General features: G+C 70.5%; 19 protein-coding genes. 13 read left to right on the top strand and 6 right to left on the bottom strand.

Annotated elements, in window-relative coordinates; genetic code table 11:
- Positions 1–17: 17 nt before the first annotated feature.
- Genes EDD27_RS23135 through EDD27_RS23125 form a run of 3 tightly spaced genes read left to right on the top strand, consistent with a single transcriptional unit; the run spans position 18 to position 1,840 of the window.
- On the top strand, positions 18–608 hold the full coding sequence (locus EDD27_RS23135) for a D-glycero-alpha-D-manno-heptose-1,7-bisphosphate 7-phosphatase (protein ID WP_164903760.1): 591 nt from the start codon (positions 18–20) through the stop codon (positions 606–608).
- Entirely contained in the window at positions 575–1,525 is a 951-nt protein-coding gene (locus EDD27_RS23130; protein WP_127934224.1) for a glycosyltransferase, read from the top strand. The genes EDD27_RS23135 and EDD27_RS23130 overlap by 34 nt, the downstream gene beginning before the upstream one ends.
- 30 nt (positions 1,526–1,555) lie before the next feature.
- Positions 1,556–1,840, top strand: coding sequence for a WhiB family transcriptional regulator (locus EDD27_RS23125; RefSeq protein WP_479680929.1), 285 nt, complete (start codon positions 1,556–1,558; stop codon positions 1,838–1,840).
- Here the strand turns inward: EDD27_RS23125 and EDD27_RS23120 are convergent.
- Positions 1,779–2,261 (bottom strand): peptide deformylase, encoded by a 483-nt coding sequence (locus tag EDD27_RS23120; RefSeq protein ID WP_127934223.1) that lies wholly within the window; start codon positions 2,259–2,261, stop codon positions 1,779–1,781. The genes EDD27_RS23125 and EDD27_RS23120 overlap by 62 nt on opposite strands.
- A gap of 367 nt (positions 2,262–2,628) precedes the next feature.
- Here EDD27_RS23120 and EDD27_RS23115 point away from each other — a divergent pair, with 367 nt between their 5' ends.
- Positions 2,629–3,795 (top strand): uroporphyrinogen-III synthase, encoded by a 1,167-nt coding sequence (locus tag EDD27_RS23115; protein WP_127934222.1) that lies wholly within the window; start codon positions 2,629–2,631, stop codon positions 3,793–3,795.
- Positions 3,792–4,511 carry a sirohydrochlorin chelatase gene (locus EDD27_RS23110; protein WP_127934221.1) on the top strand — a complete coding sequence of 240 codons (720 nt, stop codon included), beginning with the start codon at positions 3,792–3,794 and terminating at the stop codon, positions 4,509–4,511. The genes EDD27_RS23115 and EDD27_RS23110 overlap by 4 nt, the downstream gene beginning before the upstream one ends.
- Before the next feature lie 33 nt (positions 4,512–4,544).
- On the opposite strand, the gene EDD27_RS23105 is transcribed toward EDD27_RS23110, so the two are convergent.
- The 3 genes from EDD27_RS23105 to EDD27_RS23095 form a co-directional block, all read right to left on the bottom strand.
- Entirely contained in the window at positions 4,545–5,045 is a 501-nt protein-coding gene (locus EDD27_RS23105) for a TetR family transcriptional regulator C-terminal domain-containing protein (protein WP_127934220.1), read from the bottom strand.
- A gap of 284 nt (positions 5,046–5,329) precedes the next feature.
- Complete coding sequence (locus EDD27_RS23100) at positions 5,330–6,184, bottom strand: PAC2 family protein (RefSeq protein ID WP_127934219.1); 855 nt, start codon at positions 6,182–6,184, stop codon at positions 5,330–5,332.
- Between the two features lie 335 nt (positions 6,185–6,519).
- Positions 6,520–6,978: a universal stress protein gene (locus EDD27_RS23095; protein ID WP_127934218.1), complete on the bottom strand. Its 459-nt coding sequence runs from the start codon at positions 6,976–6,978 to the stop codon at positions 6,520–6,522.
- 429 nt (positions 6,979–7,407) lie between these two features.
- On the opposite strand from EDD27_RS23095, the gene metH reads away from it, so the two are divergent.
- From metH to EDD27_RS23055, 8 genes are all read left to right on the top strand, one after another.
- On the top strand, positions 7,408–10,872 hold the full coding sequence (metH, locus tag EDD27_RS23090) for a methionine synthase (RefSeq protein WP_127934217.1): 3,465 nt from the start codon (positions 7,408–7,410) through the stop codon (positions 10,870–10,872).
- 1,032 nt (positions 10,873–11,904) lie between these two features.
- A complete protein-coding gene (locus EDD27_RS23085) occupies positions 11,905–12,549 on the top strand; it encodes an HAD family hydrolase (RefSeq protein WP_127934216.1) in 645 nt (214 codons plus the stop codon).
- A gap of 99 nt (positions 12,550–12,648) precedes the next feature.
- Entirely contained in the window at positions 12,649–13,143 is a 495-nt protein-coding gene (locus tag EDD27_RS23080) for a cellulose synthase (RefSeq protein ID WP_127934215.1), read from the top strand.
- 225 nt (positions 13,144–13,368) lie between these two features.
- Entirely contained in the window at positions 13,369–14,361 is a 993-nt protein-coding gene (locus tag EDD27_RS23075; protein ID WP_127934214.1) for an ABC transporter permease, read from the top strand.
- Between the two features lie 47 nt (positions 14,362–14,408).
- Positions 14,409–16,175 carry an ABC transporter substrate-binding protein gene (locus tag EDD27_RS23070; RefSeq protein WP_164903759.1) on the top strand — a complete coding sequence of 589 codons (1,767 nt, stop codon included), beginning with the start codon at positions 14,409–14,411 and terminating at the stop codon, positions 16,173–16,175.
- An 83-nt stretch (positions 16,176–16,258) separates the two neighbouring features.
- Positions 16,259–17,272 carry an ABC transporter permease gene (locus EDD27_RS23065; RefSeq protein WP_127934213.1) on the top strand — a complete coding sequence of 338 codons (1,014 nt, stop codon included), beginning with the start codon at positions 16,259–16,261 and terminating at the stop codon, positions 17,270–17,272.
- Entirely contained in the window at positions 17,269–18,294 is a 1,026-nt protein-coding gene (locus tag EDD27_RS23060) for an ABC transporter ATP-binding protein (RefSeq protein WP_127934212.1), read from the top strand. The genes EDD27_RS23065 and EDD27_RS23060 overlap by 4 nt, the downstream gene beginning before the upstream one ends.
- Positions 18,295–18,326: 32 nt before the next feature.
- Positions 18,327–19,310 (top strand): ABC transporter ATP-binding protein, encoded by a 984-nt coding sequence (locus EDD27_RS23055; RefSeq protein ID WP_241564834.1) that lies wholly within the window; start codon positions 18,327–18,329, stop codon positions 19,308–19,310.
- Positions 19,311–19,323: 13 nt separating this feature from the next.
- Here EDD27_RS23055 and EDD27_RS23050 read toward each other — a convergent pair whose 3' ends face one another.
- Together EDD27_RS23050 and EDD27_RS23045 are read right to left on the bottom strand one after the other, a co-directional pair.
- The gene (locus EDD27_RS23050) at positions 19,324–20,007 is read right to left on the bottom strand and encodes a response regulator (protein WP_127934210.1); all 684 of its coding nucleotides are present in this window, start codon (positions 20,005–20,007) and stop codon (positions 19,324–19,326) included.
- On the bottom strand, positions 20,004–21,179 hold the full coding sequence (locus tag EDD27_RS23045; RefSeq protein ID WP_127934209.1) for a sensor histidine kinase: 1,176 nt from the start codon (positions 21,177–21,179) through the stop codon (positions 20,004–20,006). The genes EDD27_RS23050 and EDD27_RS23045 overlap by 4 nt, the downstream gene beginning before the upstream one ends.
- Positions 21,180–21,366: the final 187 nt, after the last annotated feature.

Genomic DNA, 21,366 nt, shown 5'->3' with positions numbered 1-21,366 from the left:
GGTGAAAGGTGTTCGAAATGCGACGTCCCGGCGCCGTGCTGTTCGACCGGGACGGGACCTTGATCAGGGACGTGCCGTACAACGGCGACCCGAACCGGGTCGAGCCGATGCCGGGCGCACTGGAGGCGCTGGTCCGGCTGCGCCGCGCTGACGTGCCGGTGGCCGTGGTCACCAATCAGTCCGGCGTGGCCAAGGGCCTGGTATCCCCGGACGAGATGGACCAGGTGAACGCGAGGGTGGAGGAACTGCTCGGCCCGTTCGACGCGTGGGCGATCTGCGTCCACGACGACGCCGACGGCTGCACCTGCCGCAAACCGGCGCCCGGGCTCGTGATCAGGGCCGCTGCCGTGCTCGACGTGAGCCCGCGCGACTGCGTGGTCGTGGGCGACATCGGCAGGGACATGGAAGCCGCCAGGGCCGCCGGCGCCAGGGGCATCCTCGTCCCCACCGAGGTGACGCGGCCGGAGGAGATCGACCAGGCTCCCGAGGTCGCTGACAACCTGATCGAGGTCGTGGATCGGGTGCTCACCGACGCCGAGGACCCGGTGCCCGCCGGAGCCCGCATCGCCGCGCCATGGGCCCGCGCCATGGGCTGGAGCCGCTGGTGAGGATCCTCATCTGGCACGTGCACGGAGCGTGGACGAGCGCCTTCATCCGCGGCGGGCACACGTACGTGCTGCCGCTCGTCCCTGATCGGGGTCCCGACGGGCGGGGGCGAGCGGCCACCTACGACTGGCCGGACAGCGCCCGCGAGGTCCCGTGGGACCGGCTCCGCGACGAGCCCATCGACGTGGCCGTCTACCAGCGGCCGCACGAGATCGACCTGGCCCGCGAATGGCTCGGCCGCGACGTGCCGGGCATCTACGTCGAGCACAACACGCCCAAGGGCGACGTGCCCCACACCCGGCACCCGCTGGCCGATCGCACCGACATCACGCTGGTCCACGTCACCCACTTCAACGAGCTCTACTGGGACAACGGCAAGGCGCCCACGCGCGTCATCGAGCACGGCGTCCCCGACCCCGGCCATCTCTACACGGGCGAGCTGCCCCGGGCCGGCGTCGTGGTCAACGAGCCGGTGCGCCGTACCCGGGTCGCCGGCACCGACCTGCTGCCCCGCTTCGCCGAGCGGGTCCCGCTCGACGTCTTCGGCATGCGGGTGAACGGGCTGCCGTACCGCGCGTACGAGGACCTGCCGCAGCACCTCATGCACGCCGAGCTGGCCAAGCGGCGCGTCTACCTGCATCCCTACCGGTGGACCTCGCTCGGTCTGGCCCTCATCGAGGCCATGACCCTGGGCATGCCGGTCGTCGCGCTGGCCGCCACCGAGGCCGTCGAGGCGGTGCCGCCGGAGGCCGGCGTGCTGTCCACGAAGGTCCACGTGCTGGCCGACGCCCTGCACGCGTTCGCCGCCGACCCGGAGAGCGCCGCGCAGGCGGGCAAGGAGGCGCGGGCCGCCGCGCTGGCCCGCTACGGGCTCGGCCGGTTCCTGTCCGATTGGGACCGCCTGCTCGCTGAGGTATGACCCCGGACGGCATGGGTAGGCGCGAACGTCATGATGATGATGCTCGACTGGACACGCAGAGCCGCCTGCCTTGACCTGGACCCGGAATTGTTCTTCCCGATCTCGATGGAAGGGCCGAGCCAGTCACAGGTCGAGCGGGCCAAGTCCGTGTGCCACGGCTGCGCCGTGCGCGAGCCGTGCCTGGAGTACGCGCTGGCCACCCGGCAGGCGTACGGGGTCTGGGGTGGCACCGACCCGGAACAGCGACGGGAGCTCAGCCTGGCAGGGCCGCCGCGAGAAAGCGTTCCCGCTCAGCCGCTTCGAGGCGATCGCTGAACAGCACGCCGTCCAGGTGGTCGGTCTCATGCTGCAGCACCCTCGCCAGCACGCCGAGCGCGCGCACCGTCACGGGCTTGCCGAACATGTCGCGGCCCCGCGCGGTGACCATGTAGGAACGTTCCAGAGGCCACCACACGCCCGGCGCCGACAGGCACGCCTCGTCGGCGACGATCCGCCGCTCCGACAACTCGAGCCGCGGATTGACCAGATGGCCTGATCTGCCGTCGTACGCGTAGACCACCACGCGCACCGGCTCCCCGATCTGCGGCGCCGACAGCCCGGCGCGGCCGGCTCCCGCCCGCATCGTGGCGGTCAGCGACTTCACCAGCCGCCTCAGCTCCCGATCGAAGTCATGGATCGGCGCCGCGACCGCGCGCAGCACCGGATCGTCGAACGTGCGAATAGGCCGGACCGTCACCCCGCCACTCCCCGATAAGCGCGTCGTCACGGTGAACGTTTCCCGCGATCGCCTCCCGCCAACCGCGAACGCCCGTGCTTGTAGCACAGCGGTAACAAGAGAGACCCGTGGGCGAAACCACCCGAAAGCAGTATCGGAGGGTGATCTCACTTGCGTCACACGTGCCTGTGATGCCTGGCCGGGTGCTCGGGGCCCGGCCAGGCATCTTCGTATCCCCGGAGGTAACCATGAGCGAGCCTCGCGAGCGAATCAACGGACACAGCACCGCAGCGGTCATGCGGCCGACGCAGGAGGCTATGAGCGAGCTCTGCGAGCGAATCGATGAACACAGCACCGCAGCGGTCATGCGGCCGACGAAGGAGGGCTCATGACCGCGCTTCCCCTCGAAGGCGGCGTCGCCCCGGAAACGGCGCCGGACGCACTGGCGGGCTTCACGGTCGGCGTGACCGCGACCCGGCGGCGTGAGGAGTTCGGCGCGCTGCTGGAGCGGCGCGGCGCCCGGGTGGTCAGCGCCCCCGCGATCCGCCTGGTTCCCCTGGCGGAGGACACCGATCTGCTGGCCGCCACCAGACTCGCCCTCGAAGCGCCGCTCGACGACGTGGTGGTCACCACGGGCGTCGGTTTCCGCGGCTGGATGGCCGCCGCCGAAGGCTGGGGGCTCTCGGCCGACCTGAGCCGGCACCTGTCCGCCGCCCGCCTGCTCACCCGCGGGCCCAAGGCCAGGGGAGCGGTGCGGGCCGCCGGCCTCAACGACCACTGGACCCCGGCCACCGAGTCGTGCGAGGAGGTCAAGCAGTACCTGCTCGCCCAGGACCTGCGCGGCCGGCGCATCGCGGTGCAGCAGCACGGCGAGCCGCTCGACGACTTCGTGGCCGCGCTGCGCGAGGCCGGCGCCGAGGTGATCGAGATCCCGGTCTACCGGTGGCTGCCGTACCGCGACGTCTCGCCGCTGCGGCGCCTCATCAGCCAGACGATCTCCGGGTCGGTGGACGCGGTGGCCTTCACCAGCGCGCCGGCCGTACACGCCATGCTCGGCATGGCCCGCGCCGAGGGGCTGGAGGACGCGCTGCTCGCGGCGTTCGGCGGGCCGGTCGTGGCCGCCTGCGTGGGGCCCGTCACCGCCGGGCCGCTGACCGCGCGGGGCGTGCCGACGCTGCAGCCGGACCGTTCGCGGCTCGGCGCCCTCGCCCGCGCCCTGGCCAGGCACCTGCCCGAGCACGGCGTCACCAGGCTCTTGGCCGGCGACCACCACCTGGAGATCCGCGGTCACGCCGTGGTCGTGAACGGCGAGCTGCGGCCGCTGCCGCCCGCCCCGATGGCGGTGCTCAAGCGGCTGGCCGACAAGCCCGGGCACGTGGTCTCCCGCGCCGACCTGCGTACCGTGCTGCCCGGCAGCATCGCGCGTGACTCGGCCGAGCACGCGGTGGAGATGGCCATCACGCGGCTGCGCCGCGCGCTCGGCCCGAGCGGGATCGTGGAGACGGTGGTCAAGCGCGGCTACCGGCTCGCCTGCGAGTACGAGGCGGGGATGTGAAGCCCACCCTTGTCCTGGCCGCGCACGGGACCCGCAGCGCCGCGGGGGAGGAGACCCTGTCGGCCCTGACGCGGACGGCCGCCAGAGCCCGTCCGGGGCAGCGGGTCGAGCTCAGTTACCTCGAGATCAGCTCGCCCCTGCTGTCCGACGTCCTCGACGCCGTCCGCGGCCCGGTGGTGGTGGTCCCGCTGCTGCTGGCCGGCGGCTACCACGTCCACATCGACCTGCCCAACGTCATCGCCGAGCATCGGCCCGACGCCGTGGTGGCCGGCTGGCTCGGCCCGCACCGGCTGCTGACGTCCGTGCTGGCCCGCAAGCTGGCCCGCGCGGGGCTGCGCGCCACCGACGCCGTCGTGCTCGGCGCGGCCGGCTCCTCCGACCCGGCCGCGCTCGCCGACGTGCGCGCCGCGGCGCACCAGCTCGCGGTACGCCTGGCCCGCCCGGTCACGGCGGCCTTCGCCTCGGCCGGCTCCCCGTCGCTCGAGGAGGCCATGGAGCGGCTCGGCTCGACGCCGGCCGCCCGCGTGGCGATCGCCTCGTACGTGCTGGCGCCCGGCTACTTCCACGACCGTCTGGCCGCGGCGGGTGCCGGGCTGGTGAGCGAGCCGCTGGGTGCCGACCCGGACGTGGCGGCGCTGATCTGGCACCGCTACGACGAGGCCCTGCGCGGCCGCCGCGCCATGCCGCAGAGCGCCCAGGCGTCGTCGCGACACTAGGAGCCCGGCGACCGCGGAGATCGGCTCGGGACGTCAGGCGACCGCGGTGGTGACGGGCTCCAGGCGCAGCTCCCGCACGATCTCCACCGCGCTGGCCTCGCGCGTCGGGCTCGTGTCGGCGCCGACGAGCATCTCGATGTAGGCCCGGTGGAAGCAGCCCGCGATCAGCAACCGGGCGCTGGCCTCCGGGTCGACGTCGGAACGTATCCGCCCCAGCCGCTGCTCGGCCGCCAAATAAGCGGCCAGCGGTGCGGTCTCGGCGTGGGGCCCGAGCCCGTTGTCGCGGATGGCCTGACGGAAGCGGACGGTCACGTTCGGCGACGTGAACGCGGGCAGCGCCGCGCCCTGCACCTCGATGTAGTAGTCAATGCCCGATCGGGCGACAGGAAGGAGATTGTCTGATACGCACCCTTTCCCGATACGATGGGAAAGATCGTGGAGAATGCTGAGCCAGAGCGGGAGCCGGTCCTGAAGCAGGGCAAGGAAGTGGTCCACGGGGCCGCCGGTGCGGTCCTCCCGGACTGAGACGGCCATCTCCAGGATGCGCCGCCGGGTGTCCTGACTTCGTTGGTGCGGATCTACATGGGAAGTCGCCATGGCGTGCCTAACGTGCGCGGTCAGTGGGTAGGCATCACGGCGCGAAGCCGAGTTTTTCGCGATTTATCGGGGTAGCTGGCCTTTAATCTGGGGTCCCAACTTCGGTGCAATCTTGTATGGTCACCGATTATTACCCGAAAGCGTGAAAAATTGTCGGTTTTAATCCCTGAGGGTTAGCTGTCAGTGTCGCGGCAGGCGAGGCAGGCGTTGTCCTCGTGGCGTCAGCTGTCGGTGTCGCGGTCCCGACGCCGCAGGTAACGCTCGAACTCGGCCGCGATCGCGTCCCCGCTGGCCTCGGGCAGCTCGGCGGCGTCCTTGCGCTCCTCCAGCTCCTTGACGTACTCCGCCACCTCGGTGTCCTGGGAGGCCAGCTCGTCGACGCCGCGCTCCCACGCGCGGGCCTCCTCGTCGAGGTCGCCGAGCGGCATCGGGATCTCGAGCACGTCCTCCAGCCGGCGCAGCAGCGCCAGCGTCGCCTTCGGGTTGGGCGGCTGGGCCACGTAGTGCGGCACCGACGCCCACAGCGAGATGGCGTCGAGCCCCGCCTGGCCGAACGCGTGCTGCAGCACTCCGACGATGCCCGTCGGGCCCTCGTAGCGGCTCAGCTCCAGGTTGGTCGAGCGGGCCAGCGTCGCGTCCGTCGCGCCGCCCAGGATGGGCACCGGGCGCGTGTGCGGGGAGTCGTTGAGCAGCGCGCCCAGCATGACGGCCAGCTCCACGCCCAGCTCGCGGCAGATCTCGATGATGTCGGCGCAGAACGAGCGCCAGCGCATGTTGGGCTCGATGCCGCGCAGCAGCACGATGTCGCGCTCCGCACCGGCCGGCCTGGCACGCAGCAGCCGTGTCGTCGGCCACATGATCGACTGCGTCAGCCCGTCGTTCATCTCGACCACGGGCCGGGTCACCTGGAAGTCGTAGTAATCGTCCGGGTCGAGCGCGATGAGCGGCTCGGCCTTCCACGCGGACTCGAGATGGGCGATCACGCCGCTGGAGGCCTCGCCCGCGTCGTTCCACCCCTCGAACGCGGCAATGAGCACCGGGTCGACGAGCTCGGGGAGCCCTTCGAGCTCTATCACGTGTCGCCTCCTCTCGCTGTTGTCGATGGTCGCGACCGCTTCGGCACTCGTTGGCTCGTTCCTCGCTCTCTCGCGCCGACTCTCGCGCCGAGCTCCTTCGCTCCATTGTCCCGCTAAGCCTATGCGGTAAGGAGCCATCGGCGTCACCGATCTCCGAACGCCCGGCTCCCCGCATCGTGCGGGCCTTCCCGCCCGGGACGTCCGTGAACGCGGACCCGCCCAGCCCGCCGCCTCCTGCGCCTTGGGCGCACATGTTCGCCCAAGGCGCAGACCGCCATCCCGCTTCGCATCCATCACTCGTCCCGGCGGCCCGGCGGAGGCAGGAGCCCGCGTCGTCAGCCTTTGCCGTCGGTGGTGTGCACGATCAGCACGTCGCATGAGGCGCGGTGGGACACGCCCGAGGGGACGGATCCGAGCAACCGGCCGGCCAGGCTGTTGAGCCCGCGGTTGCCCACCACGATGAGGTCCGCGCGGTGCCTGCCCGCCAGGGAGATGAGCACGTCCACGGCCTCGCCCTGCCCGGTGGCCAGGACCACGTCGCCGGCGCCCGCCGCGACGGCGTGCTCGCGTGCCGCACGCAACGCGTCATCGGCCGGGGTGGAGCCGCTCACCTTGTACGCGAGCTCGCCGAGCCGATCAGCGGCCGCCGCCCGCTCGCTCTCCCTCATGGGCAGGTAGGCGCAGGCCAGGACAAGTGTGGCGCCGGTCGCCGCGGCCAGGGACGCCGCTGCGGACACGGCCCGGAAGGAGGAGGCGGAACCGTCGGTGCCGACGAGCACGGTGCGGTAGGCCATCGGAGACCTCCTATTGGACGCTGCGTTCAATGAACGGTTTGCAGCCTAGCGCCCCGCCCACCTGCCTTTCCAAACCCACCCCCGCGGGGCCGGCGCACGTGCCCCAAGCGCCGACCCGCTCGGATACCCGCCCGCGTGCTGTGTGCCCGGGCGCGCCGTCCGTCTGGGCGCGCTGCCCGTGGGTGTGCTGTCCATCTGGGCGTCCGGCCCGTCCGTGGAACCTGTCTCGAAGGGTGAGCGCCGAGCATGCATCAGCGCCCTCGATGGGACAGCGCGCCTCTTGCGGGCAATCCACCGCTGACTGGGCAGGACCTTCGGGTGACTCGCCGTGGCGGGACGGCCACCCCATCCGGCGACGAAAGGCAGAAAAGCGATCTACTCGCCCCGGCCTGAGCGGCGGCCCGGAGCGCAGCCGATAAGCTCTACGCCATGAGCGTCTTCCCGTCCTTCCGAGAAGTGTTGTCCCAACGCGTGATCGTCGCCGACGGCGCAATGGGCACGATGCTCCAGGCCCAGGACCCGACCCTCGACGACTTCCACGGTCACGAGGGTTGCAACGAGGTGCTCAACGTCACCCGCCCCGACATCGTCAGGGGCGTCCACGACGCCTACTTCGCCGTCGGCGTCGACTGCGTCGAGACCAACACCTTCGGTGCCAACCTCGCTGCCCTTGGCGAATACGACATTTCCGACCGGGTCTTCGAATACTCCGAGGCGGGCGCCAGGATCGCCCGTGAGGCCGCCGACCACTGGTCCACGCCGGACCAGCCGCGGTTCGTGCTCGGCTCGATGGGCCCCGGCACCAAGCTGCCCACGCTGGGCCACATGCCCTACGCCAGCCTGCGCGACGCGTACCGCGACAACGCGGCCGGCCTGATCGCGGGCGGCGCCGACGCTCTGATCATCGAGACCTGCCAGGACCTCCTCCAGGTCAAGGCCGCCGTCATCGGCGCCAAGCGGGCCGCCGAGGCCTCCGGACGGGACATCCCGATCATCGCCCAGGTCACGATCGAGACCAACGGCGCGATGCTGCTCGGCTCCGAGATCGGCGCCGCGCTGACCGCGATCGAGCCGCTCGGCGTCGACATCATCGGGCTCAACTGCGCGACCGGCCCGGCGGAGATGAGCGAGCACCTGCGCTACCTCGCCCGCCACTCGCGCCTCAAGCTCAGCTGCATGCCCAACGCGGGCCTGCCGGTGCTGACCTCCGACGGCGCCTACTACCCGCTGTCGGCCCAGGAGCTCGCCGACGCGCACGACACCTTCACCCGCGACTACGGCCTGTCCCTGGTCGGCGGCTGCTGCGGCACCACCCCCGAGCACCTGCGCCAGGTCGTCGAGCGGGTCCGCGGCAAGCAGGTGGCGCCGCGCCGCCCGCACCCCGAGCCGGGCGCGTCCTCGCTCTACCAGACCGTGCCGTTCCGCCAGGACACCTCCTACCTGGCCATCGGCGAGCGCTGCAACACCAACGGCTCCAAGGCCTTCCGCGAGGCCATGCTGGCCGGCCGCTGGGACGACTGCGTGGAGATGGCCCGCGACCAGGCCCGCGACGGCGCCCACATGCTCGACCTGTGCGTCGACTACGTCGGCCGCGACGGCGTGTCCGACATGAAGGAGCTGGCCTTCCGCTTCGCCACCGCCTCCACTCTGCCGATCATGCTCGACTCGACCGAGCCGGCGGTGCTGAAGGCCGGGCTGGAGATGCTCGGCGGACGCGCCGCCGTCAACTCCGTCAACTACGAGGACGGCGACGGCCCCGACTCCCGCTTCCAGAAGATCATGCGTCTGGTGCGCGAGCACGGCTCGGCCGTCGTCGCGCTCACCATCGACGAGGAGGGCCAGGCGCGCACCGCCGAGTGGAAGGTACGCGTCGCCACCCGCCTCATCGAGGACCTGACCGGCAACTGGGGCATGCGGGTCGAGGACATCATCGTCGACTGTCTCACCTTCCCCATCGCCACCGGGCAGGAGGAGACCAGGCGCGACGGCCTGGAGACCATCGAGGCCATCCGCGAGCTCAAGCGCCGCTACCCGGGCGTGCAGACCACGCTGGGCCTGTCCAACATCAGCTTCGGCCTCAACCCGGCCGCCCGCATGGTGCTCAACTCGGTGTTCCTCAACGAGTGCGTCAACGCCGGTCTCGACTCCGCCATCGTGCACGCCTCCAAGATCCTGCCGATGGCGCGCATCCCCGACGAGCAGCGCCAGGTCGCGCTCGACATGGTCTACGACCGCCGTCGCGACGGCTACGACCCGCTGCAGCGCTTCATGGACCTGTTCGAGGGCGTCGACGCCGCCGCCATGCGCGCGGGCAAGGCCGAGGAGCTGGCCGCGCTGCCGCTGTGGGAGCGGCTCAAGCGACGCATCATCGACGGCGAGCGCAAGGGCCTGGAGGCCGACCTCGACACGGCGCTCGACCAGCGGCCCGCCCTGGAGATCATTAACGAGGTGCTGCTCGACGGCATGAAGACCGTGGGCGAGCTGTTCGGCTCCGGGCAGATGCAGCTGCCGTTCGTGCTGCAGTCGGCCGAGGTCATGAAGGCCGCCGTCGCCTACCTCGAGCCGCACATGGAGCGCGTCGAGGGCGAGACGAAGGGCCGCATCGTGCTGGCCACCGTCAAGGGCGACGTCCACGACATCGGCAAGAACCTCGTCGACATCATCCTGTCCAACAACGGCTACCAGGTCGTCAACCTCGGCATCAAGCAGCCGGTGTCGGCCATCCTGGAGGCCGCCGACGAGCAGAAGGCCGACGTCATCGGCATGTCGGGCCTGCTGGTGAAGTCGACGGTCATCATGAAGGAGAACCTGGAGGAGATGAACTCCAGGGGCCTGTCGCAGAAATACCCCGTGCTGCTCGGCGGTGCCGCCCTGACCCGCGCCTACGTCGAGCAGGACCTGGCCGAACTGTTCGAGGGCGAGGTGCGCTACGCCCGCGACGCGTTCGAGGGGCTGCGGCTGATGGACGCGTTCATGGCGGTCAAGCGCGGCGTCGCCGGCGCGACGCTGCCGCCGCTGCGCGAGCGGCGCGTCAAGACCGGCGCCGTGCTCACCCGCACCCCGGTCGAGGAGCTGCCCGCCCGCTCCGACGTGGCCGCCGACAACCCCGTGCCGGCGCCGCCGTTCTACGGCGACCGCATCGTCAAGGGCATCTCGCTGAACGACTACTCCGCCTTCCTCGACGAGCGGGCCCTGTTCCTGGGCCAGTGGGGACTCAAGCCCACCAGGGGCGGCAGCGGGCCCGGCTACGAGGAGCTGGTCGAGACCGAGGGCCGGCCGCGGCTGCGCATGTGGCTGGAGCGCATCCAGACCGAGGGCCTGCTGGAGGCGGCCGTCGTCTACGGGCACTTCCCGTGCGTCAGCGACGGCGACTCGCTGATCGTCCTTGACGAGGACGGCCGGGAGCGCACCCGCTTCACGTTCCCGCGCCAGCGCCGTGACCGCCACCTGTGCCTGTCGGACTTCTTCCGGTCCAAGGACTCCGGCGAGGTCGACGTGGTCGGCTTCCAGGTCGTCACCATGGGCTCGAAGATCGCCGAGGCCACGGCCGAGCTGTTCGCCAAGGACGCCTACCGCGACTACCTGGAGCTGCACGGGCTGTCGGTGCAGCTCACCGAGGCCTTGGCCGAATACTGGCACGCCCGGGTCCGCGCGGAGTGGGGCATCGGCGGCGACGAGTCGCTCGACGACATGCTCAAGGTCAACATCCAGGGTTGCCGCTACTCGTTCGGCTACCCGGCCTGCCCCAACCTCGAGGACCAGGTGCAGCTGTTCCAGCTGCTCGATCCCGAGCGGATCGGCGTCACCCTGTCGGAGGAGTTCCAGCTCCACCCCGAGCAGGCCACCTCCGCCCTGGTCGCCCACCACCCCGAGGCCAAGTACTTCAACGTCTGACGCGAGACGGCCGCCCCTCGGGCGGCCTTCCCGCCGACCGCCCGGGTTGTGGATCGCCCGGGTTGCCGGCCGGCGTCCCCCGCTGACCGGCCGCGCCGCTGACCGGGTGCGCCGCTGACCGGGTGCGCCGCTGACCGGGTGCCCCGGCCTGTCGGCGGTGTGTGCTGCCGGTTGTGTGCGCTGTAGGCCGGGCCGCCCCGGCCGGCACGCCGGCGGTGGGCGTCATCGGCGGTGCGCGCCTGGCTGGTCGCTTCGCTGGCCGGTGGCGCCGCGGCCAATCGTCCGCGGGCCGGCCGTGCTGCCGGTGTGTGCGTTATAGGGGCCGCCCCGCTGGCCGGCCGCGACGTTGGCAGGTCGTCCCGCCGGCTGGCTGTGCGCGCCATCGGCTGCGCGCATTGGACAGTCGCGCTGTTGGCCGGGCTGCCCCGACTGTCCGGCGCCCCGGTCTGTTGGCGGCTGTGCGTGCCGCTGGCCAGTTGTGCTGTCGGCCGGTCGCCGCGCCTACCGGGTCCCCGGCCCATCCGTGGCTGTGCGCCCTGTCGGCCGGGCCGCCCTGTCGGCCGGTGCATGGCCGGGCCCGTCCTGTTGACGTCGGCCGGTGGCAGCCTCCACAGGCCCGCCGCTGGACCGGGCCGCCCCGGTCCGTCGGCGGCTGACGTGCCGTCGTGGGTGACGGACGCCCGGATCGGCGGACGAGTCGCCCGGCCGTCCCTGGCCACAGGCGTGCTCGCCGGAGCGGTGTTCGGAGCGGTCGGCACGCCGAAGACGGCGCCGGCGCTCGCACGTCGCCTCCCGCCGGAGGCCCTTGTGAGGGCGGGCCTCTGCTCGTCCGCTGCCGGGGCCCTTGCCGGGGCGGGCCTCGTCCTCCTCCGGTTTCTTGGCCGGAGGCCCTTGCCGAGGCGGGCCTTCGTTCCTCCGCCTCCCCGCCGGAGGCGTCCACCGGGGTGGCGTTCGGTCTTTCGCCACCCGGCCGAACGTGTTCACCCGGGGAACGCGACAATGGCGTGCACGACTCTTACCGATCGGGGGCATATGGAAGCCGTCTTCTTCGACATGGACGGGCTGCTGGTGGACAGCGAGCGGGTCTGGCTGGAGATCGAGACCGAGGTGATGGGCCGGCTCGGCGGGCAGTGGACGCCCGAGCACCAGGCCCACCTCGTCGGCGGCTCCATGGAGCGGACGGTCGGCTACATGCTGGCCGTGTCCGGCTCCGGCGTGCCCGGCGCCACCGTGCGGCAGTGGATGCTCGACGGCATGGTGGCGCGCCTGTCGGACGGGGTGGAGGTGATGCCGGGCGCCTCCGAGCTGCTGGAGGCCGTACGGGCCGAGGGGGTGCCCGTGGGGCTCGTCACGTCCTCGCTGAAGGAGATCGCCGACGCGGTGCTCACGAGCGTCGGCAGGGACCGCTTCGACGTCGTGGTCACCGCTGACGACGTCTCCCGTACCAAGCCGGACCCGGAGCCGTACCTGACGGCCGCGAACCTGCTCGGTGTGGAGCCGGTCCGCTGCGTCGTCCTGGAGGACTCGCCGAACGGCGTGGCAGCGGCCACCGCCGCCGGCTGCGCCGTCGTGGCGGTCCCCGGCCTCCTGCCCGTCGAGCCGGCCCCCGGCCGGATGGTGGTCTCCTCCCTGGAACGGGTCGCGGTCGCCGACCTCAGGGCTCTCCTGACCTTCTGAGGGCCCGTCCCCTAAGGGAAAAGTGGTTCTCGCGGAGGAGGCGACCGGGCGTTCGCGTGCCAGGATGGAATGACGAGACACACATTGAGGGGGCGGCATATGGACATGTTCAACCAGCTCGCTTCGCTTTGGCTGCCGCTGTGTGCCGGTGCGACCGTCGCCGGGCTGGTGTTCAGCTTCATGACGTTCCGCCGCAGGGGGGCGGCCTCGGGGCTGCGGGTGGCGGCATGGGCGTTGCTGCCCATGGCGGCCTACCTGACCGGCGCGTTGCAGACGCTGTGGACCATCGGCACGACCCTGGTGGGGTTCGTCACCGGACTGGTGCTCAACCCGCTGGTCTGGGCCGGCGTGGCGGTCACGGGGCTGTCGGTGGTGCTGTTCGTCGTGTCCGGGGTCCTGCGCGGCAGGAAGCTGTCCGCGGGCAGGAAGAAGTCCGCTTCTGACACTCCGGCGCAACATTCCGTTAAGCCTTCAGCGAACAAGCCGGCCGCCGCGACCAAGCCTCAGCCGGCCGTGAGCGCACCCAAGACGGCGAAGAGCGACGACGACTTTTCGGACATCGAAGAACTTCTCAAACGCCGTGGTATCAGCTGAATCGGGCTTGTGTCACAGTTCTGAGACCTAAACCGGACGTGCCCCAGACATTCCGTTCAAGATCAACACGAATGAGTTTCGCATCAATCACAGATAAGCCACATTGCTGCCTGAGGGACTGGTCAGCGCAGCTCAGGCCATAGATTCTGCCTCCTGAGGTCGCGACTCGCGGTCTAAAGTCAACTCCAATAGACAGCGTCGTCTGGATCCAGGGGGCTATTTCGCATGACCGCGCCGCTAGACGTTTCCGGTTCCGCGGCAGAAGCGCATCCGGAGTCGGTGCTCGCGGGAGCCGGCAAGGCCATCCAGGGGCGATCCCTCACCAGGATCGCCTGGATGCGGCTGAGGCGGGACAAGGTCGCGCTCGCCGGTGGTGTCTTCGTCGTCTTCCTGATCCTGGTGTCGATCTTCTCCTCGCCGATCATCGCCGCCTTCGGGCACCCGCCGCTGGAGTTCCACCAGGACGCCATCGACCAGAGCACGCTCCTGCCCAAGGGCACCTTCGGTGGTGTGAGCAGCGAATACCTGCTCGGCGTCGAGCCGGTCAACGGCCGTGACATCTTCAGCCGCATCGTCGCCGGCGCCGGCATCTCGCTGCTGATCGGCTTCCTCGCCACCCTCGTGTCCGTGCTCATCGGCACGGTCCTAGGCGTTCTGGCAGGCTACTTCGGCGGCTGGGTCGACCAGGTCATCGGCCGGATCATGGACGTCTTCCTCGCCTTCCCGCTGCTGGTCTTCGCCATCGCGCTGGCCGGGGTCGTCCCCGACAAGGGGTTCGGCCTGGAGGGCAATGGGCTGCGCGTGGCGATGCTCGTCTTCATCATCGGGTTCTTCAGCTGGCCCAGCATCGGCCGCATCGTGCGCGGGCAGACCCTGTCGCTGCGCGAGCGGGAGTTCGTGGACGCCGCGCGCAGCCTCGGGGCACGCCACGGCTACATCCTGTTCCGCGAGGTGCTGCCCAACCTGATGGCGCCGATCCTGGTCTACGCGACCCTGCTCATTCCGACCAACATCCTCTTCGAGGCCGCGCTCTCGTTCCTGGGCGTCGGCATCAACCCGCCGACCCCGACCTGGGGCGGCATGCTGTCGGAGGCGGTGCGTTTCTACACACTCCCGCACTTCGTGCTCTTCCCGGGCCTGGCGATCTTCGTTACCGTCCTGGCGTTCAACCTGTTCGGCGACGGGCTGAGGGACGCCTTCGACCCGCGCGCGCACTGAGCTTCGCCAACGCTCCATCCCCCATCTCACTAACAAGGGGTTAGTCAATGAGAAGGAAATCCGCACTGGCGGCAGCCGCGACAGCGGCGCTCGCCTTGGTGCTCTCCGCCTGTGGCGGAGGCGGTGGCCAGCCGCAGCCGGCCCAGACGGCCACTGGTGGTGGCGCCGCCGCGCAACCCGCGGCGAACATCGCCCTGAGTCAGGTGTTCAACGCTTCGACCAAGAAGGGGGGGACGCTGAAGGCGGCGCACTCCTCCGACTGGGACAGCCTCGACCCGGCCGACACCTACTACGGCTACTCCTTCAACTTCGGCCGCCTCTACTGGCGGACGCTGACGATGTACAAGCCGGGACCGGGCCCCGAGGGCGCCACCGTCGTGCCGGACCTGGCCGAGGGCCTCGGCCAGCCGAGCTCCGACGGCAAGACCTGGACGTACAAGATCAAGAGTGGTCTGAAGTACGAGGACGGCTCGCCGATCACCGCCCAGGACGTGGCGTACGCGGTGGCCAGGTCGTTCGACAAGGAGACCTTCACGCACGGCCCCTCCTACCTCAATGAGCTGCTGGACTGGCCGAAGGACTTCAAGGGCGTCTACAAGACCCCCGACGTGGACTACAAGTCGGCCGTCGAGGCGACCGACGACACCACGGTCGTCTTCCACCTGAAGAAGCCGTTCGCGTCGATGGACTACATCGTCCAGATGCCGATGACGGCCCCGGTGCCCAAGGCCAAGGACACCGGCGCGAAGTACCGCGAGCACGTGATCTCCTCCGGCCCGTACAAGTTCGAGAGCGTCCAGGCCGGCAAGAGCCTGGCGCTGGTCCGCAACGACCAGTGGGACGCGGCGACCGACCCCAACCGCCCGGCGCTGCCGGACCGCATCGAGGTCCAGCTCAACGTCAACGCCGATGACCTGGACAACCAGCTCATCTCCGGCAACATCCACCTGGACGTGCCGGGCACCGGTCTGCAGCCGGCCGCGCTGGGCAAGGTCCTGCCGGACCCGGCGCTGAAGGCCCGTACCGACAACCCGGTCCTGCAGCGTCTGTGGTTCGTGTCGGTCATCCCCGACACCAAGCCGCTGGACAACCTCGACTGCCGCAAGGCCGTCATGTGGGCCGCGGACCGCGTCGCCAACCAGACCGCCTTCGGCGGCCCGGTCGCCGGTGGCGACATCGCCACGAACGTCATGCCGCCGCCTATCAAGGGCCAGCAGAAGTTCGACCTGTACCAGACGCCGGAGAACAAGGGCGACGTCACCAAGGCCAAGGAGGCCCTGACGGCCTGCGGCCAGCCCAACGGCTTCTCCACGACCATGTCCTTCCGCTCCGACCGGCCGCGTGAGAAGGCGCTGGCCGAGGCGATGCAGCAGGCCCTGGCCCGGGTCGGGATCAAGTTGACGCTCAAGGGCTTCCCGGCGTCCAGCTACTTCTCCGACTACGCCGGCAACGTCGAGTACGTGAAGAAGAACGGCATCGGCCTGGCCGCCCACGGCTGGGGCTCGGACTGGCCCGACGGCTACGGCTTCCTGCAGGCCATCGTCGACAGCCGCACGATCCGCCCGGCGGGCAACTACAACCTCAGCGTGAAGAACCCTGAGGTGGACAAGCTGATCGACCAGGCCTCGGCGGAACTCGACGCCACGAAGCGCGAGCAGCTCTGGGTCGACGTGGACAAGAAGGTCATGGAGGACGCCTCCATCCTTCCCGTGGTCTGGGCCAAGGCCCTGCTCCTGCGCGGCCAGGGCGTGACGAACATCGCCTACAACGAGGGCCAGCAGGCGTACGACTACATCTTGCTCGGCGTCCAGTAGGCGAGATTCGGGGATCTAACGAAGGCAGGTGAAGGCGGGAGCGGCCTGGCCCGGCGACGGGCCGGGCCGCTCGGCCGGTAGCGGTGCTCACATACATCATCAGACGTCTGATCGGCGCGATCGCGATGCTCATCGTGATCAGCATGGTCACGTTCGGTATCTTCTACATCGTGCCCCAGTGGGCCGGGGCCACGCCGGAGGCCCTCGCCTCGCGGTACGTGGGCCGCGCGGCCACACCGGAGACGGTGCACCTGGTCGCCGAGAAGCTCGGCTTCTACGACCCGGTGGTCGTGCAGTACGGCCGGTTCCTCAAGAGCCTCGTCTTCGGCGCCCAATACGACTACGGCGCGGGGGTCGAGCAATGTCCCGCACCGTGCTTCGGTTATTCCTTCATCAGCGGCCAGCCCGTCTGGCCGGACCTGGTCGACCGGCTGCCGGTGACCTTCTCCCTGGCCATCGGCGCCGCTGCCATTTGGGTGGCGGTCGGCATCGGCGTGGGCGTGCTGTCCGCGCTGCGCCGCGGCAGCTTCTTCGACCGCCTGTCGATGGGCACCGCGCTGGCCGGCGTGTCGCTGCCCATCTTCTTCACCGGCATGATCACCCTGGTCTTCTTCAGCTACGGCCTGGGGTGGACCGCGCCCGGCGGCGCGTACGTCCCCTTCACCCAGAACCCGGCGCTGTGGGCCTACGACCTGCTGCTGCCGTGGATCACGCTGGCGTTCCTGTTCGCGGCCGGCTACGCCCGGCTCACCCGGGCGGGGATGCTCGAGACCATGGGGGAGGACTACATCCGCACCGCCCGCGCCAAGGGCCTGCGCGAGCGGGAGGTCATCGTCAAGCACGGCCTGCGCGCCGCGCTGACGCCGATCCTCACCCTGTTCGGCATCGACTTCGGCCTGCTCATCGGCGGCGCCGTACTCACCGAGACCACCTATACTCTGCCCGGGCTCGGCCAGTACGCCATCCTGGCCATCAGGAACCAGGACCTGCCGCAGGTCATGGGCGTCGTCCTCATGGCCGCGCTGTTCGTCGTGATCGCGAGCCTGATCGTCGACATGCTCTACGCCGTGGTCGACCCGAGGGTGAGGTTGTCGTGAGCTTCCTTGACGTCAAGGATCTGAAGATCCACTTCCCGACCGACGACGGTCTGGTCAAGTCCGTCGACGGGCTGTCCTTCAGCGTCGAACGCGGCAAGACCCTGGGCATCGTGGGCGAGTCCGGCTCCGGCAAGAGCGTGACCAGCCTCGGCGTGCTCGGCCTGCACAAGGGGGGCCGCGCCAGGCTCTCCGGCGAGATCTGGCTCGACGGCGAGGAGCTCATCGGCGCCTCCGCCGAGCACGTGCGTGGGTTGCGTGGCAAGAAGATGGCGATGATCTTCCAGGATCCGCTGTCGTCGATGCACCCCTTCTACACGGTCGGCCACCAGATCATCGAGGCCTACCGCATCCACCACAAGGTCACCAAGCAGGTCGCCCGCAAGCACGCCATCGACATGCTCGGCCGCGTCGGCATCCCCGAGCCGGCCAGGCGCGTCGACGCCTACCCGCACGAGTTCTCCGGCGGCATGCGGCAGCGCGCCATGATCGCGATGGCGCTGTCGTGCGACCCTGAGCTGCTCATCGCGGACGAGCCCACCACCGCGCTCGACGTGACCGTCCAGGCGCAGATCCTCGACCTCATGGTCGACCTGCAGCGCGAGTTCAACTCCGCGCTCATCATCATCACCCACGACCTGGGCGTGGTGGCCCAGGTGTCCGACGACATCCTCGTCATGTACGGCGGCAAGTGCGTCGAGTACGGCTCCGCCGACGACATCTTCTACCGCCCCGAGCACCCCTACACGTGGGGTCTGCTGGGCTCCATGCCCCGCCTCGACCGCGAGCCCACCGAACGGCTGCTGCCGATCAAGGGCTCCCCGCCGTCGCTGATCAACGTGCCGCCCGGCTGCGCCTTCCACCCCCGCTGCCCGTACGCCGAGCGCACCGAGGGCAAGGCGGACACCGAAGTACCCGCCCTGGCCGAGACCGAGGGCGGTCATCTGGTGCGCTGCCACATGAGCAGGACCGAACGGCGGAGCCTGTGGGAGACCGAGATCAAGCCAGTGCTGGAGACCCAGTGAGCGAAACCGAGCTGCTTCTTTCTGTGCAGAACATGGAGAAGCACTTCCCCGTGACGAAGGGCCTGTTCAAAAGGCAGGTCGGCGCGGTCAAGGCGGTCGACGGGATCAGCTTCGACGTGTTCAAGGGCGAGACGCTCGGCCTGGTGGGCGAGTCCGGCTGCGGCAAGTCCACGACCGGCCGGCTGGTCACCAGGCTGCTCGAGCCCACCGCCGGCAAGGTCGTCTTCGAGGGCCAGGACATCACGCACATGCGCCAGGGCAGGCTCCGCCCGCTCCGCCGCGACATGCAGATGATCTTCCAGGACCCGTACTCGTCGCTCAACCCGCGCCACACGGTCGGCGCCATCGTCGGCGCGCCGTTCCGCATCCAGGGCGTCAAGACCGAGCACGGCGTCAAGAAGGCCGTCCAGGACATCCTGGAGCTCGTCGGGCTCAACCCCGAGCACTACAACCGCTACCCGCACGAGTTCTCCGGCGGCCAGCGGCAGCGCATCGGCATCGCCCGCACGCTCGCGCTCAAGCCCAAGCTCATCATCGCCGACGAGCCGGTCTCCGCGCTCGACGTGTCCATCCAGGCCCAGGTCGTCAACCTGCTGGAGGACCTGCAGAACGAGCTCGACCTCACCTACGTCGTGATCGCCCACGACCTGTCGGTGGTGCGCCACATCAGCGACCGCGTCGCCGTCATGTACCTGGGCAAGATCGTCGAGATCGCCGAGCGCAAGCAGCTCTACAGCGCGCCCATGCACCCGTACACGAACGCGCTGCTGTCGGCCGTGCCCGTGCCCGACCCGAAGGCCCGCAAGGAACGCGAGCGCATCCGCCTGGCCGGCGACGTGCCCAGCCCGCTCAACCCGCCACCTGCCTGCCGCTTCCACACTCGCTGCTGGAAGGCGCAGGAGATCTGCAGGACGGTCGAGCCGCCGCTGGAGGAGCTGGCCAGCGGCCACCGCGTCGCCTGCCACTTCCCGGAGAACGCCCCGGAGGTCGCCAAGGAGACCCCGGCCGTGAAGTGAACCCGGCTGGGGCTCAGGACAACGCGCCCGGGGTGATCAGCCCCGTCTCGTAGGCCAGCACCACGGCCTGCACGCGGTCCCGCAGCCCCAGCTTGGTCAGCACGTTGCCGACGTGCGTCTTGACCGTCGTCTCGCTCACGACGAGCTTGGCCGCGATCTCGGCGTTGGACATGCCCTTGGCGATCAGCCGCAGCACCTCCAGCTCCCGCTCGGTCAGCCGGTCCAGCCGCGCCGGCGCGGCCTGCTCGTACGCCGACGGCAGCCGCGCCGCGAACCGGTCCAGCAGCCGCCGTGTCACGCTCGGCGCCACGATCGCGTCCCCGGCCGCCACCACCCGGATCGCCTGCACCAGCTCATCCGGCGGCACGTCCTTCAGCAGGAACCCGGACGCGCCCGACCGCAGCGCCTCCACGATGTATTCGTCCAGGTCGAACGTCGTCAGCACCAGCACCTTCGGCACATGCGCCGAAGGTGCCGCCTCCCTGACGATCCTGCGGGTCGCCTCGATGCCGTCGACCCCGGGCATCCGGATGTCCATGAGCACCACGTCGGGCAGCAGCGCCCGCGTCTGCTCCATCGCGTCCTTGCCGTCCCCGGCCTGGCCCACCACCGTGAGGTCGGGCTCGGCCTCCAGGATCAGGCGGAATCCCGTGCGCAGCAGCGGCTGATCGTCCACCAGCAGCACTCTGATCGTCATTGGCCGTCCTCTAACGGGAACCTTGCCCGCACCTCGAAACCGCCCCCCGGTAACGGACCGATGCTCAGGATTCCACCATAGAGTGCCACGCGTTCGCGAATGCCGACCAGACCATGCCCTGACCGCATGGGCGGATCCGGCGCGCCCTTTCCATCGTCCTCCACCCGTACGTCCAGCTCGCGCGGTTTGTGCCGGACGGTCACCACCGCTTCCGCGCCTGCCCCCGCATGCCGCAGGGCGTTCGTCAGCCCCTCCTGGACCAGCCGGTACGCGGCCAGGTCAACCCCCGCGGGCAGCGGCCGCGGCTCGCCCTCCACCAGCAGCCGCGTCGGCAGCCCCGCCTCCCGCATCTGCTCCACCAGCGCCGGCAGGTCCTGCACGCCCGGCTGCGGGCCCAGCTCGGCCCGGGCGTCGGTACGCAGCACGCCCACGATGTTGCGCATCTCCGCCATCGCCATCCGCCCGGTCTGCTCGATCGCCGACAGCGCCTCGCCCGCCAGCTCCTGATCGGTGGCCAGCACCCGGCGCGCCGCCGCCGCCTGCACGATCATCACGCTGACGTGGTGGGCGACCACGTCGTGCAGCTCGCGCGCGATCCTCGAGCGCTCCTCGGCGCGTGCCGCCCGCGTGTCGGCCGCGTGCGCCCGCTCCAGCCTGGCCGCCCGGTCCTTCAGCTCCTCCAGGTACGCCCGGCGCAACCGCAGGCTGCGGCCCGCGCCCCACACCGCCACCAGCACCACCACGACCATCACGTGGTCGGTGAAGCTCGCCGCCAGGGCCGGGCCGGTCGCCGCCCCGAAGGCGTACGCCGCCAGCGCCGCCGCCAGCCCGCCCAGCGCCATCGCCAGGCCCCGATGCGAGGCCACGGAATACAGCAGCACCATGCCCGCCAGGCCCGGCACGCCACTGCCGTACCCGGCCGCCGTCAGCACCGCCTCCGGCGCCAGCCCCGCGCACAGCGCCGCCAGCGGCCACCGCCGGCGGGCCGCAACCGGCACGCACGCCAGCACCACCAGCGCCGCCCCGACCACGTCCGGCGGGCGCACGCCCTCCACCGGCAGGCCGCCGGCCGCGAGGTGGCCGGGGTCGTAGAGCACGAACAACACGACCGACGCGACGGCCACCACCCCGGCTAGGACCGTGTCGTGGAGCCTGGTTCGGTCGATGCGCACCGCTTCACTGTAAGACCAGGTGAGAGACCACAACCTCCTCCCTCGGGAGGATTAACCCGCACGCGCCTGTTCGCCTCCGCCCCACCCACCCCGGCGTCGTTCGGCTCGGCTGCGCCGCCTCGCGCCGTGCACGCCTCAGGCCGAACGGAGACGCGCCGGCCGGGCTCGGTCGCTCAGGGGGCCGGAC

Origin of the sequence: Nonomuraea polychroma (assembly GCF_004011505.1) — a bacterium.
GTDB classification, from domain to species: Bacteria; Actinomycetota; Actinomycetes; order Streptosporangiales; family Streptosporangiaceae; genus Nonomuraea; species Nonomuraea polychroma.
Note: the sequence above shows the minus strand (reverse complement) of the source record. Positions and strands in the feature narration are given on the sequence as shown.

Coding starts and splice junctions, on each gene's coding strand:
- EDD27_RS23135 (WP_164903760.1), top strand. CDS start 18: ATGCGACGTCCCGGCGCCGTGCTGTTCGACCGGGACGGGACCTTGATC.
- EDD27_RS23130 (WP_127934224.1), top strand. CDS start 575: ATGGGCCCGCGCCATGGGCTGGAGCCGCTGGTGAGGATCCTCATCTGG.
- EDD27_RS23125 (WP_479680929.1), top strand. CDS start 1,556: ATGATGATGATGCTCGACTGGACACGCAGAGCCGCCTGCCTTGACCTG.
- EDD27_RS23115 (WP_127934222.1), top strand. CDS start 2,629: ATGACCGCGCTTCCCCTCGAAGGCGGCGTCGCCCCGGAAACGGCGCCG.
- EDD27_RS23105 (WP_127934220.1), bottom strand. CDS start 5,045: ATGGCCGTCTCAGTCCGGGAGGACCGCACCGGCGGCCCCGTGGACCAC.
- EDD27_RS23095 (WP_127934218.1), bottom strand. CDS start 6,978: ATGGCCTACCGCACCGTGCTCGTCGGCACCGACGGTTCCGCCTCCTCC.
- metH (WP_127934217.1), top strand. CDS start 7,408: ATGAGCGTCTTCCCGTCCTTCCGAGAAGTGTTGTCCCAACGCGTGATC.
- EDD27_RS23085 (WP_127934216.1), top strand. CDS start 11,905: ATGGAAGCCGTCTTCTTCGACATGGACGGGCTGCTGGTGGACAGCGAG.
- EDD27_RS23080 (WP_127934215.1), top strand. CDS start 12,649: ATGGACATGTTCAACCAGCTCGCTTCGCTTTGGCTGCCGCTGTGTGCC.
- EDD27_RS23075 (WP_127934214.1), top strand. CDS start 13,369: ATGACCGCGCCGCTAGACGTTTCCGGTTCCGCGGCAGAAGCGCATCCG.
- EDD27_RS23070 (WP_164903759.1), top strand. CDS start 14,409: ATGAGAAGGAAATCCGCACTGGCGGCAGCCGCGACAGCGGCGCTCGCC.
- EDD27_RS23055 (WP_241564834.1), top strand. CDS start 18,327: ATGGAGAAGCACTTCCCCGTGACGAAGGGCCTGTTCAAAAGGCAGGTC.
- EDD27_RS23050 (WP_127934210.1), bottom strand. CDS start 20,007: ATGACGATCAGAGTGCTGCTGGTGGACGATCAGCCGCTGCTGCGCACG.